Source organism: Paenibacillus swuensis (assembly GCF_001644605.1).
In the GTDB taxonomy this organism is placed as follows: Bacteria; Bacillota; Bacilli; order Paenibacillales; family DY6; genus Paenibacillus_N; species Paenibacillus_N swuensis.
Genome location: NZ_CP011388.1, coordinates 519,946 through 533,902, shown reverse-complemented (window position 1 = coordinate 533,902; position 13,957 = coordinate 519,946). Strand labels below are relative to the sequence as shown.

General features: G+C 35.9%; 8 protein-coding genes and 1 pseudogene. 8 read left to right on the top strand and 1 reads right to left on the bottom strand.

Going from position 1 to position 13,957, the window contains the following annotated elements; genetic code table 11:
- The first annotated feature begins 393 nt into the window (after positions 1-393).
- The gene (locus SY83_RS02370; RefSeq protein ID WP_068603916.1) at positions 394-2,271 is read left to right on the top strand and encodes a DEAD/DEAH box helicase; all 1,878 of its coding nucleotides are present in this window, start codon (positions 394-396) and stop codon (positions 2,269-2,271) included.
- A gap of 4 nt (positions 2,272-2,275) precedes the next feature.
- A complete protein-coding gene (locus SY83_RS02365) occupies positions 2,276-2,587 on the top strand; it encodes a hypothetical protein (RefSeq protein ID WP_068603914.1) in 312 nt (103 codons plus the stop codon).
- A gap of 208 nt (positions 2,588-2,795) precedes the next feature.
- On the opposite strand, the gene SY83_RS02360 is transcribed toward SY83_RS02365, so the two are convergent.
- A complete protein-coding gene (locus SY83_RS02360) occupies positions 2,796-3,119 on the bottom strand; it encodes a hypothetical protein (RefSeq protein ID WP_068603911.1) in 324 nt (107 codons plus the stop codon).
- A gap of 505 nt (positions 3,120-3,624) precedes the next feature.
- Here SY83_RS02360 and SY83_RS02355 point away from each other — a divergent pair.
- The 6 genes and pseudogenes from SY83_RS02355 to SY83_RS02330 all read left to right on the top strand — a co-directional run bounded on the left by SY83_RS02355 (position 3,625) and on the right by SY83_RS02330 (position 13,841).
- On the top strand, positions 3,625-4,584 hold the full coding sequence (locus tag SY83_RS02355) for a 3'-5' exoribonuclease YhaM family protein (protein ID WP_068603909.1): 960 nt from the start codon (positions 3,625-3,627) through the stop codon (positions 4,582-4,584).
- Positions 4,585-4,700: 116 nt separating this feature from the next.
- The gene (locus tag SY83_RS02350; protein ID WP_068603906.1) at positions 4,701-8,519 is read left to right on the top strand and encodes an RNA-directed DNA polymerase; all 3,819 of its coding nucleotides are present in this window, start codon (positions 4,701-4,703) and stop codon (positions 8,517-8,519) included.
- 18 nt (positions 8,520-8,537) lie between these two features.
- Complete coding sequence (locus SY83_RS02345) at positions 8,538-9,794, top strand: hypothetical protein (RefSeq protein WP_068603904.1); 1,257 nt, start codon at positions 8,538-8,540, stop codon at positions 9,792-9,794.
- Positions 9,795-11,439: 1,645 nt separating this feature from the next.
- A pseudogene (locus tag SY83_RS02340) lies at positions 11,440-12,131 on the top strand (IS3 family transposase); the annotation flags it as partial.
- A gap of 692 nt (positions 12,132-12,823) precedes the next feature.
- Positions 12,824-13,315, top strand: coding sequence for a GNAT family N-acetyltransferase (locus SY83_RS02335; RefSeq protein WP_068610772.1), 492 nt, complete (start codon positions 12,824-12,826; stop codon positions 13,313-13,315).
- A 19-nt stretch (positions 13,316-13,334) separates the two neighbouring features.
- On the top strand, positions 13,335-13,841 hold the full coding sequence (locus SY83_RS02330; protein ID WP_068603901.1) for a hypothetical protein: 507 nt from the start codon (positions 13,335-13,337) through the stop codon (positions 13,839-13,841).
- The last annotated feature ends 116 nt before the right edge of the window (positions 13,842-13,957 follow it).

Sequence of the window (13,957 nt, the reverse complement as noted above, 5' to 3'; positions counted from 1 at the left end):
TTAGATACTATAGTTACAGACCTCGCAAGAAGTAATCCAAATGTTTGGAACTGTCTGATAGTGAAAGTTTTACTGAGGATGAAGTAACTGAGAAGACTGAAGTGGTATTTCGTCATATATTTAGGGCTTAGCTGAAATTACCAAACTTTTATATTCCATAACATAGTGCTGATTATAATTATTTTGGTGTGTCAGAAAGGCTCACAAAACGTTGGGATCTTTCGTTAACATCTTAAGTGCTCCTCTCACCCGTTCTAAATAGGGAATTTCTCAATTACTAGTTGCATCACTAGGACCGAACTCGCAATATTCTATAAAAGAATGTCTATTATGAAGGGATTTACTCTATTTTTATCGAACTAAAATATATTCATTCCAAGGGGAGGCCTATAAATGGATAATAATTACTTTTTGGAGTCTATTCCTAACATCGAAACTAATGAAGGATTAAGATTACCTCAGATTGAGGCATATAAGGCAGTCTATGACCATTTTAATATTAATGGTAAAAGTGAACATGCAATTATTATACTTCCTACAGGTGTAGGTAAAACTGGACTGATGGGAATTGTGCCTTTTGGCGTTTCATTGGGACGGGTCCTGATAGTCACCCCTCAGCTGGTGATAAAAGATGCCGTTTTGGACTCATTAGATCCGGAGCACCCGAGGAATTTTTGGATCGCTAGAAATGTCTTTAGACGCTTTGATGAGTTACCATCGGTGATTGAATATAATAATAAAACGAATGATTGGGAGCTTAAGGAAGCAAATATAGTAATATTGAACGTCCATAAATTACAAGAGAGGTTGGAGCGATCTCTAATTAATCGAGTTGAACCGAGCTTTTTTGATTTGATTATTATTGATGAAGCACATCATTCGACCGCTCCTACTTGGGAGAGAGCTGTAGAGCATTTCTCTAACGCAAAGGTAGTTAAGGTAACAGGTACTCCGAAACGATCAGACGGCGAACTAATTACTGGGAACTGTGTCTATAATTACCCCCTTAGTAAAGCTATGGCGAATGGCTTTGTGAAAACACTTGAAAGAGTTGAGTATATTCCCGATGAGTTGTTTTTGACACTCGATAGAAATGACGGAACTATGTATTCCATTGATCAAATTAGGGAGATGGGCATAAAAGATGAAGATTGGATAACGAGATCGGTTGCTTACTCGCAAGCTTGCAGCTTGAGAGTTGTGAAAAAGAGCATTGAACTTATCACTCAAAAAAGATCTTCAGGCTTACCTCATAAGATTATCGCAGTTGCATGTAGCATTTATCATGCGGAGCAACTAGTGGAACTTTACGAGCAAAATGGAATGAATGTATCATTAGTACATAGTAGGTTGACTCCTGATGAGCTCAAAAATAGGCTTTCCGCAATTGAAAATCACAAGGTAGAAGTCGTTTTACACGTAGCTAAATTAGGTGAGGGGTATGATCACAAATACTTAAGTGTAGCTGCCATATTCAGGCCTTTTAGAAATAGCCTCCCTTACGAGCAGTTTATTGGTCGTGTATTACGATCTATTGATCAGGAAGAAGTAAAGTCACCTGAAGACAATATAGCTTGTGTTGTACATCATAAAGAGTTAGGTCTGGAAGAACTGTGGCGGTATTACCAAAATGAGAAAGATAAGAGCGATATCATCAAGTGGATAGAGAAAAATGAGAACAAACTTGATCGCGAGAACGTCACGGAGAGAATCATACAAAAGAGTACTGGCCATGCTTTTGAAGAGGGTGAAGGCGAGTTTGTTACCAAATCATTTATCGATACAGACTTGATCAAGGAGCGGAAGAGAAGACAGGCAGAGGAAGCAGAGAAGTTGAAAAGACTAAAAGAGGTATTGCCTAATTATCCAGAAGATGTGCTTTTGCAGATGGTACGAAGACAGGAAGAAGGTTCAGCTTCAGAGAAAATTCTTCGGCCGGACAAATTTATTCACCGCAAAAAACGAAATCTTGATGACCGAATCAAAATTGAGATGGTTCCAGAGTTGATTTTGAAATATAATATAAAAAAAGAAGCGAATACCTTAGCGTCTTCACGGTTATTTAAAGGGAAATATTCGTGGATGCCGGGTCAGCTCAAGGACAATGCAGCCATGCTGGCTGCTTATCTAGAATTTCGTGTAAATAAAGCTGTTGGAGTTAGGCAAAGAGCTGATTGGGGTCCAGAAGAATACCAAACAGCATTGACTGAGGTTGAAGAATTGTATGGTTTTGTTGATAAAATTTTAGAATCTGAGTTGGGAGGAGAATGAGATAGTGGATATTCGATATTTATACAACTTAATTGAAGGCCACGTTATATTGCCGTCAGAGTTGATTGCAAATGTAAAGCTTCCGAATTATGAGTTCGTAAAGTTTTCAAATGGCTACACAGGACTAATTGTAGAAACACGATGTGCTTTGAATGATGGGGCCATTGTTGATTTTACTTATTATTTCGATAAACAGGATAAGCTGCTAAAACTAATTTCTCAAAACGGATCATTGTCAGAAGTATTGTTTGATCGCGAATTAGAAGTGCAGAAATTTATGAGAGATATCAAAGGAAAAGTACCGGAAACAGTATGAATAAAACCCACCCATCAAATGGTGGGCCATTTTGTGTTTCGGAAAAGTCTTCTTGAATGACGCCGCTATTTCAATGTGCAGCTGAGTACAGTATGAAAATTAAAAGATGGTACAACGTGCAGATTGCTCCATATTCGTTTAGATGGGGAAGACTATAAAATTTGTTCCACCCCCCATTAAGCTTGTTGGGGGGTGTTGGTTTAGTATTCTAAGCAATATTTCTGTTTTGGTCATTAGGGATGCCTGCATGATCATTTAGCACCATCGGGAAAGATTTCAATGCGGCCCTAGTACCCACAAATTGCATCCGTCCATCAGGGTTCAGCGAACCTCCACCGTATTTGCTGTAAGCACCATTGCTGTATGTCCAGTCAAAGTCCGATAGGGCTTGAAAGAATGACAAGAGCTTAGAGTCACTATACCCTCTATCATTGGGCAAATAAAGTTCACTACTGAGCCGACCGATCTTCAGGTATTTGTCCTGATCTTCGCTCGGCTCTCTTTCTTTTAATACTCCAATTCTATGGGACATATAACCTTGAATCCCTTGATTTATCAGGCCTTCCCTCCACCTTAAATCCTGCTTTATCTCCTGCTTTTTTCCTGTTTCACATCAAACTTTATTTGCTCGTTTTATTGTATTTCCTTTGATTCCCACGGATTATTTCTGTTTCAGCGGGGCTTGAAAGCCCTATGGAGATTGTGATTGGGGCGGGAGGAGGTGGAGTGACAAACACTACTAATGGATGTGGACAAATGACTCAAAAAAACATGAAATGTAATCGTAATGCTGGTAAAAATCAAGATTTCTTATTGATTTTTCTTGGCTGATTCTTTATATGATTGCTAGGTCTTTAAGCTGCGTAATAAATTTATCACGAATTCATAAACTGGAAATTTTTTCAATAGTGTTCAAGTTCTTAGTTTGAAGACAAATCTTATAATAGCTCATTAAAACAATGCATGTGTCATAATGTATCGTTAAATTATGGTATATTTATAATATGAGTATTCCAATAGTATAGGGGGGGGAAACTTTGACACTTATTAAAAATTTGAAACTTGATTATGAATTTGCAGGTTATTATTTATTAAAAGAACTTGAGACAAAGCACACAACTAACAGTACACTACAAAAAAAATATTTTGATTTAGTTCTTAGCGATTCAAGTGGACAAATATCAGCCAAATATTGGGATGTTAATCCCGATGAAACAGATATGTTTAAAGTGATGACTCTAGTTAAGGTAAAGGGGGTTGTAATAAATTTTCGTGATAGGCTTCAAGTTAAAATCAACAATATCCAAAATGTCAATTCAAAGGATAATGTTAAAATAACAGATTATATCCGTAGCGCACCGATAGAAGCTAGTGAATTAATAAATAAAATAAATTTGCATATTTGTCAGATAAAAGATAAAGAAATAAGAACAATTGTTGAGTTTTGTGTAAAGAAAGCAAAAAAGAAATTAGAACATTATCCTGCAGCTAAAATACATCATCATTCATATTTTGCTGGACTTGCTTATCATATAGTTCGCATGCTTGAGATTGGAGATTTTTTATGTAATCAACGCCCTTTTTTAAACAAAGACTTCTTAATTGCTGGAATTATCCTCCACGATATAGCAAAAACTGAAGAATATGAAGCGAGTATCGGAGTGGTAACTGATTATAGTACTAAAGGTAAGTTAATTGGACACATTGTTATAGCTACTAACTGGATATTGGAAGCAACAATATTAAATAAATTGGAAGTCAATTCTGAAAAAGTTATGTTACTTCAACATTTAGTTCTTTCTCATCATAACATTGCGGAATGGGGAAGCCCAGTACAACCACAGCTGGCAGAAGCTGTAGCATTACACCTTATAGATTCGATGGATGCAAAACTTCAAATGGCTGAAGACGCTATAAACACTATTCCTCTTGATGAAAAATGGACATCATCCATTAAGGGGCTGGATAATAATGCAATGTTCAGGCAAAAATATTAGTTTTTTCTGTATCCATGGGACCTAGTAATTGAAGTCATATTATGTGTTTTTCAACATTTAATGATATTAAGCTGGTAATTATATAAAAAACGAAATTGTGGATACGGGGTGTCACAGTGTCAAATATTATTGATAAATATTCAAATATTGCTCCTAATATTAACTTCCTATCAGATTTTGTTGTTTTGTCTCAAGCGTGGAAGAAAACACAAAAATATATAAGAAGACATAACTGGTATGCTGATGTTTTGGAGCTTGATGCCTCGACTATAAACTTGGAGAATAATATAAATAAATGGTCTGAAAAGCTACAAAAAAACACTTTTTTTCCAGATAAGATGAAATTAGTTCCTGCACCTAAAAATTCAAATTGGGTATTCTCAACAATTGAGGATACAAATCACCTTCCTGAAAATCTATGGCATCCTAAAGAACCTCTGAATGAGTCAGAGAAAAGTCAGAAACTCCGTCCATTAGCACATATTAATATTAAAGATCAAACCGTTGCAACTGCAGCTATGCTTTGCTTAGCAGATTCTATTGAAACTGCTCAAGGACCTTCGGAGGAGGTAAACTTTTTAGAAGCACAGTCTAAAGGAATATATAGTTATGGAAACAGACTACACTGCAGTTGGATTAAAATGCAAGGACAACATGACAAAGCAAGTTATGGATGGGGAAACTCACTAACTTATCGTAAATTTTACGATGACTATCGGTTGTTCTTGTCCAGACCTAATAAAATATGTCAACATTATTCAACAAAATTGAGATCAAATGAAAGACTACATATTATTTCTATAGATTTAAAGGGATTCTTTAACAATATTGATCGAAACTCTTTAATCTTACAGTTAAAGAAGATATATAGTAATTACTTAAAAACATATAATCTTGGTGTCGAGTATAATGATGATGTTAAATTCTGGGAAGCATTAAAAAAAATTTTTAATTGGGATTGGGAAGTTAGTAATTATAATAGTCTTTTTATGATGGAAGATCTAAAGGATGGGTTACCACAGGGACTCGTGGCAGGCGGTTTTTTTTCAAATGCATATTTAATAGAATTTGATCAACTTGTTGGTAATGAAATTAACTCAAATTCTATGGAATCAATTATTATTAGGGATTACTGTAGATATGTAGATGACATACGAATTGTTGTTGAGACGACTAATAGTCAAGATATAAACAAGATTTCTGATGTAATATGCAATTATATTAATGCATGCTTAAAGAATTACTTAAATGGTATTAAAGCTAAGAAAATGCTAAAAGTCAATGATAGAAAAACGAAAATAATTTCATTTGATCAAATGTCAACACAGAATAATATTTCATCCTTAATGACAATTTTTCAAGGTGTATTGAGCGGTACTCCAGATGTGAATTCTCTGCAACAAATTGCAGGAGGACTAGACAATTTACTACAAATTTCCGAAAGAATTTTGAATATCGAAGAGAATAAAGGAAATAAACTACTATTATCCAAAGTTTCAACCGCTAATATAGATGTTAGAGATGATACCTTAAAACGATTTGTGGCCACGAGAATTGTGAAATCTTTGCGATATCGCCGAGGAATGACAGATCTTCATGAAAAATTGGGGGAAGAAGAATCCCTACTGGAGGATGTTTCTTCAGGTCAAATGCTTGATCATGAATATGAAACAACTGCACGTAAATTAATTGCTTGTTGGGCTAGCAATCCTTCTTTAACCTTGCTCTTGAAGTGCGGGTTAGATTTGTACCCAAACATAGAGTTGCTTGAGACTGTAATTGAGTCACTGGAACATAAACTCTTTCCGGAGCCAAATTCTAATTTAACTGAGGAAGAAATTAAGACTATAGAGTATGTTGTAGCTGATATATTGAGGGCTGGAGCAGTTGAAATAGGGTTTCGTTCAGAAAATGAGTATCCAAGCTCAGTAGATATTGAGGCTTTTCGTCAGGAGTTGTCAGCCTTTGCTAAGCGTATTTTAGTAGAAAGGGCAGAATCCCCATGGTATGTTAAGCAACAAGCTCTGCTATTATTAGCTTCAGTTGGCGATTCATTTGAAATTGAAGATGAGAAAGGGGTTGAACTATACCACCTATTACATAAGGTCTTATTATATAAAGACATTGAGGTAAAAAATAGTCAGTGGTTATCAATAGCATTTATTGCACAGCAACTTCATCCAAATAAAAAAAAATTTGTACATTGGTTTATACGATTACTTCGTAAGATGGATGATAAAGAACAAAAGAAAGTTATTATTTTATTAGTGCAGAATCGTTCTGATCTTGCCGTAGAAATCTGCAAAGTTAGAATTGCACGTAATTCTAATTGGTACCAATATGTACCTGCTGAAATTAAGGATTTAACACTAACAAAAGTTAATTTGCTAGAAAATAAAGAAATTCCATTACTCAAGTTAATACAAAGTAATAAAAACCCTTTTTTTCAGGAAAATGCCTTGTTACTATTAATATATAAACTATTAAAAATAAAAGGTATTGAAAATGCTTTGAATAATGGTCTAACCCCAAGGAATATTCAAATTAAATGTGAAAACTGGAATGAGATACAACATTTGAAATTTGATAATGATAACTATTTAAAAATTACAATTAATAAAGTTGAAGAAAGTGGCTCCACTTATGCTATACCTTCATGGGTAAAATCAAATCAAGCTTGGCTATATGGATTGGGGAGTATATTAAGGGCATGTTTTACAGGAGAAAACGATTTCACTGCTTCAACATTTCTTTCACGTGAGTGTGTTGGGCGATATAATGGTTTAAGATCGACATGGTATAGTCGTAGACTAGGCTTGTTAAATTCAGCAAAAGGATTAAGTTCTACCCAAGACCCAATTACCCCTTGGTTGAGTGAATTATTAATTAGAATGCTTCAGTGGCCAGGGATAAATTTACATGGGAACTTAATAAATGACTTTTACAAGATTAAAAACACATCCGATCTTTTAGAGTTAATCATTATAAGGATTAAACACCAATCTAAGTTGTTTGGTAAATCAACTAAGACACCAGTTTATGTTATACCAACAATAAACTATCAGAAAAATAATTTGTTATTTCGAGTTGCGATTGTCCAAACTCTACTTCCAAAAGTAAATGATTTTAATGAGAAAGATCCTATTAATTGGACACAATCTTATCGGGCTCGTCACCGTTCTCATATTGCATCAGTATGCAATATTGTTAGACTCCAATTAAAGGCTTGGATTGAAGCACAAAGTTTAAAAGAATCAAATGTAGTAGATTTGATTGTATTCCCTGAATTATCAATTCATCCGGATGACATCTGGCTATTACGAAGACTTTCGGATTCAACAAAAGCTAGTATCTTTGCTGGGATGACATTTATACACCATGAATCACTTAAGGAAACAGTTAACCAAGCTTTATGGTTATTAAGATCAGAAAACAGTTCTGGAAGGGAATTTATTGAAGTACGCCAAGGTAAATATCATATGACAGCTATAGAGAAAACCATGGGTATAAAGGGACATAGACCTTACCAGGTTCTTGTGGAATTTAAAAAAGGTGATAACTTATCGGTCCATGTTGCCGGCTCAATTTGCTTTGACGCCACCGATCTGTCTTTAGTGGCAGATTTACGAGAAGTATCAGACATTTTTGTTGTAGCAGCGATGAACAAAGATGTACATACATTTGATACTATGGTAGGTGCACTACATTATCATATGTATCAACCAGTTATATTGGCAAATTCCGGTGAGTTTGGGGGTTCAACAGCACAAGCACCATATACGAAACATGATAGATTAATTGCGCATGTACATGGAAACAACCAGATTGCTGTGAGTGTATTTGAAATAGATCCTACAATTTTTAAAACAACAATTCAACCAAGACTACCAGTTGAAATTAAAACAGCACCTGCTGGTTATAACGGGCGAAATTAAACTCTTAAGGGGTGTATAATGTATATATTTGGAATTAATGAGGTATTACTCACGCATTTTAAAAAGGCCTCGGGGGCAGCAGGCTATTTGAGATTTATGATTCCAGGCTTAGCAGTCGAACTTCATGATTTTTTTCAGATTAGATCTGATATACAACGAATACAGAAAGCTGAAAGTATAGCACAGAAAATACTCAAGTTAACTGATTTTTCAGAGATGCTTCCTATACGCTCAGAAGTCGCTACCCTAGAATTAAAACGTAGAATTACTTATAATAAACAAACTGATCACACTGCTCATACTCTTTATCTATTCTTATTGGGGATATATGTATATGATACTGTTACTATATTAAAGGGAGCTATAGATAGATCAATTAATAGTTCTAAGCCAATTCGTATGTTTATCTTTCAATGGACCTTTGCTTCATTACTCCATGATATTGGCTATTTGTATTCGGAATATAAGGATGAACAAAATCAAAAGTCGGTGTTATCTTATGATAATTTATATAATCAGAGTAGCATTGAAAAGTTTATTGGCAACATGTCTCAAGAAAGTATGTTGTTATTTAAGGGTATATGGGAGTCTTTTGTGGGTGAATACCCTCTAAAGCCAACGAATAATATAAATATAGCAGAACAAATAATAAATGAGTTAGATAATATACCTTGGCTTAGGGATTTAGGGTTTAATACAACTTCAGGGTTAGATATATTATCACAGTATGAAGCGACGGGAGTAGACTTGAGGGATTACACTTACTTCATGGCCAAAAATGGATATAATGAAATCCCAGTTGTTGACCATGGAGTTGCAAGTGGATTAATGCTATTTAAATATTCAACTGTGTGGTACTGGTTAAGTAATGAAACTAAAAAATACCCTTCATTACACGAAGAATTTACTCGAAACTCACAATATCCGAGGGGAGTTTTGAGTAAACATATCATTCCGGCATGTAGCGCGGTAGCTCACCATAATATCTCAAAAGTAAAATACGATTATAGTACAACCCCTTTATTATATTTTTCTGTTTTGTGTGATGAACTTCAGATATGGGATCGATTTTTATCTGGAAGTCAACATATTGAAAATTGGAACACTATCGAACATTGTATGTCAGAGCAAATTCTAACTGAGAAAGTCAACAATGCAGAAGGAACAGATCTTTTTAACTTTTCAGTTTCTTATAATTATTACGAGAAAATCACAAAAATATTGAACCTCAGATTAAATGAATGGGATAAGTTCGTTAACTTATCTAGCATATAGTTTTGAGAAATCCATGACCCCTTAAAGGTGGCTGGGTTCGTTAATTCTTTGAGTCCAAGAACAACATGATTACCAACTCAGTACAAGATGTGATTACATGTGAAACAAGCGTCTCAGAACCAATATATAAGTAAGAGTAAAGATATTTTTTTAGTGAAGATTTTGGGGAAAGTTTATTAGCAAACAAAAAGCGCTTAAATTTACAGCGAAAAATGCCGAGGGCACCTCCAATGTAAGCTTAAGCAGGACGGATTCATTGTTCATTTCGGGTGTGGACAACCTTACAGGCTTCTCCACAGCCATTATAGCGCGTGATATCCGCAGACTGAGATTCTACAATGCATTAATCACCATGTTTCTAACTCTTCCTTCTATGTGTACTGCAGAGATTTGATGGAAAATTATGCGCTAGTTGAGATGGATTGCATTGAAGAAAATTTGGAGAGCTAAGTATCATTTATTGCCCGCTCCTAGCGTAACAATTTGGATAAACTGGACCCTTTCTTTATGTATTCTCTGGAAACCTGGAAGCTTATTCACCGCCAGCTGCGGCAAGGTGCCTAAAGGTAAGAGCATTATCTCTTATTCACAACCAAGACGGTATCTGCAAATGAGTGTGTTCAGAACTGGGGATTACTAAACTTTCTGTGTTCTTCCCAGATCGGTAGGATGACATTTGGGTTAAATTTAAACCCCCTCCGGGGGAATCACTTATTTCTGATTTGTAGTGTTGTACGGACAACGATAGTTTCTAAGCGACATCCATGACTGGAATGCCATGATCGATGTAACCTATTATTTCATTTCGCTACTGCCGCGATAAATTCTGGAATTGGCTTTTGCGGGACGGTCATGCCATGCGATTTACAGAAGTGCGAAACTTTCATAAATTTTCGTTTCACTAACTTTATTGTAACGATAAAAATTATCGGTTGTACAACCGTGGTGACATAGATAGAGAGACGGGTGATAATTTTAGGCTCATCAAGAATTCGCTCATTGGCTAATCGATTATGCTGAGACAATATACATCCATACAACCAATAATCATTCTCCGAATGAGGTTGCTACGCAAGTAAGAGAATTGTTATTCGGAAGTAAAATGAAAGTAACCCGAAATATAGGTAGTTTCAGAACTAATCATATTTGGAAATGATTGGAACCATTTTTATTGGATTCGTTCTAGAAGGGTAACTCTGAAACTCATGGTTTATGAAAAAAACATGCCCCATTTTAATGGGAGCAATATCGCCCCCTCGTTAGAGTATTTTCGATCTTCATTATTTTTTATAGTTCTACGGTTTTCGAAATTAATTTTCAATAATAACCTTTTTAAAGAAAGAAGCATCTCTTATTAAACTGGTACCCATAGACTGGACACTTTGAAAAAAAGTGTTTAGGCTGTGGGTACCTTTTTGTATACTATAGTAAGCATTTGGGGGATTACATAGCAAAAAGTATTTTACCGAAAAGGAACGTGAAATCCTACCTCGGAACAAGTTCGTAATCAATGTAAGTGAAAAAGCAATAACGTATTCGGATGAATTTAAACAGTTATTCATCGATCAATATGTTACAAAGCTCCAAGAGAAATTTTTAAGGCCAACGGTTTTGATGTAAATATACGGGATGAAACGTGTAAACGGGCTCTCGCTCCATTAAGATGGTTCTTCAGAATGAATTCGACATCACCTACAACCAAAAGAGAATTAGTAGGATTATGAAAAAACTAAACCTTGTGTGTCCGCATAGAAAACCGAACCTTACAAACGTATGGCCAAAGCTACCTTAGAACATCGAACTCTTCCTAACAAGCTGCAAAGGGAATTCAAGAAGGGCATTTCTGGTCTAGTTTTACTTACCAACATTACGTATCTTCCGTACGACAACAAAGAGATGGGGTATCTGTCAACTATATTGGACGCTTCTAATGGAGAACTTCTGGCGTACAACGTTTCGGACCGCATTGATCTATCCATTGCCACTGATTCCATAGATAGGCTCATGAAACAAAGAAGAATAAAATTACACAGCGATGCCTTTATTCACTCAGATCAAGGAAGTTATTATACCAGCCCTACGTATCAAAAACTTCTAAAACAAAAGGGATTAGGTCAGTCCATGTCCAGACGAGGGGATATTTGGGATAACGCTCCTCGGGAATCTTTTTTTGGTCACATGAAAGACCATGTAGACAGTCGAAGTTGCACATCACTAAAAGAGTTGCAACATGAAATAGATCGTTATATTAAGTATTACAATCATCACAGATATCAATTGGGATTAAAAAAGATGACCCCTGTTCAATACAGGAATCATCTATTGTCAGTTGCTTAACGTTCTCTTTTTTTAAGTGTCCTTGACTTGGGATCCAGATCACTTTATTAATTATAGTTCTGTTTATTTTATCATTAAGTATTATTTCTATAATTGACTTATTAACCCTGAGGGTTATTACATATGGTGAATTATATGGAAAGGGTAACATTGCTATTCTATTTATAATTCTGTTTGTACCAATATATATATATTTTTCTAGTTCTGATCGGAGTTAAGTCTTACTTCTTCTTTTATGGAAGAATTAAAACAGGCAGTTACTCATTAGGCCTCTTACTTCTAATTCTATTAATAGTCGGAGGGCAATTAAAATTAACATTATTGTACTCAGATCACATATTTTCAACGTTAAAAGGCAGTCCAGACAGTCCGTATTCGCTAATTTATGGATGGAGCAACTTAAATCAATATACCAAGACGGTTTACTTTAACCAATTAACTTTAAGTTTAGGTATAATAAAATTTTAGCATTCTAATAGGCTATATAATAATGATAAAGTTTAGATTAATTAAGCCTAACTAAGGAAATCAGTTTGCAATATAAGGATAAAGCGCATTATCAATTGATAAAGAGAGTGGCTTACCCATAACCTTCGAAAGATATATGGCTCGTGGAACAATCTACGTGTTTTTAATGTTAATGGATCGAGGAGGTGCTGATATTGAGAACTGTATTTCTGGCAAAGCCGAGTATGGAATATCAAGAGGAATACGTAGCTTTTTACGAGGAATGGAAGGCTAGCGGAGAAACAATGGTACCGTGGGTAGTTAGCAAGGATCCGGCTGACTTTAAAGATATGATTCAATTTTTACATGATAATGAAAAGGGCGAGCATCTCCCTGAAGATTGGGTTCCAAGTTCTACATACTGGTTAGTTACCGATGACCAAAGAATTCTAGGGGCAGTAAATATCAGACATGGTTTGACTGAAAAGTTATTTAATGGTGGAGGTCACATTGGATACGGGATTCGCCCTACCGAGAGACAGCAAGGTTACGCTACTAAACTACTCGCCATGTCATTGGAAATAACAAAAGAACTTGGTATTAGAAAAGTCCTTGTTGTATGTGATGAAGGAAATATAGCATCCGAGAGAACGATACTCAATAATGGTGGAGTACAGGACGCAAGCTTTACAGAGGAAGATGGTAATGCGGTAAAAAGATTTTGGATTGAAAGATAACCGATCGGAGGAACAACCCATGAATACACACAAATATATGGTTTTATCTTCAGCGTTAATCCTACTATTAATGGCCAGTGCATGTAGTAATCAGACCAACAACGCTGCACCGGAGACGAATGCGTCTGTAACGACGCCGGAGAATGAAGCCACCGGAAATAATTCAGCCGAAACAGAGCCTGAGACTACAACCGACGCGGACAAGGACATTCAGGTTGTCATAGACCAGATTGAGAAGCCTATCGAGGGTAACAGCTTTGATTTTGCCGTAAAACAGCTTCCGAAAGGGTTCGCCCTTGCCGAAATGCAGTGGCTGTCTAAGGACAACATGATTATCAATTCGGTTCAAGATGCGATAGCAAACGGAGCAAGCGGCGCGGACGGATTCTACATTAGCGGCAACGGACAAATGACAGGCTTCTTCTATCCGGATTCGATGAAAGGCGAGACAGGGAAGATTGTGATTCTGTTTAAGGATGAGCAAGGCGAGGAGTTAACGTGGAAAAAGGAACTTACTTTAAAGTAAGATATCCACAACAAAGAGGAGGCTGTCCAAAAGGTAACTAAACCTTGAGGGACAGCCTTGCTTAATTCTGTTCTTATATCGAATAGAGGGCAATCGCTTCAAAAGCATAGGCATTA

Coding starts and splice junctions, on each gene's coding strand:
- SY83_RS02370 (WP_068603916.1), top strand. CDS start 394: ATGGATAATAATTACTTTTTGGAGTCTATTCCTAACATCGAAACTAAT.
- SY83_RS02360 (WP_068603911.1), bottom strand. CDS start 3,119: ATGTCCCATAGAATTGGAGTATTAAAAGAAAGAGAGCCGAGCGAAGAT.
- SY83_RS02345 (WP_068603904.1), top strand. CDS start 8,538: ATGTATATATTTGGAATTAATGAGGTATTACTCACGCATTTTAAAAAG.
- SY83_RS02335 (WP_068610772.1), top strand. CDS start 12,824: ATGGAATATCAAGAGGAATACGTAGCTTTTTACGAGGAATGGAAGGCT.
- SY83_RS02330 (WP_068603901.1), top strand. CDS start 13,335: ATGAATACACACAAATATATGGTTTTATCTTCAGCGTTAATCCTACTA.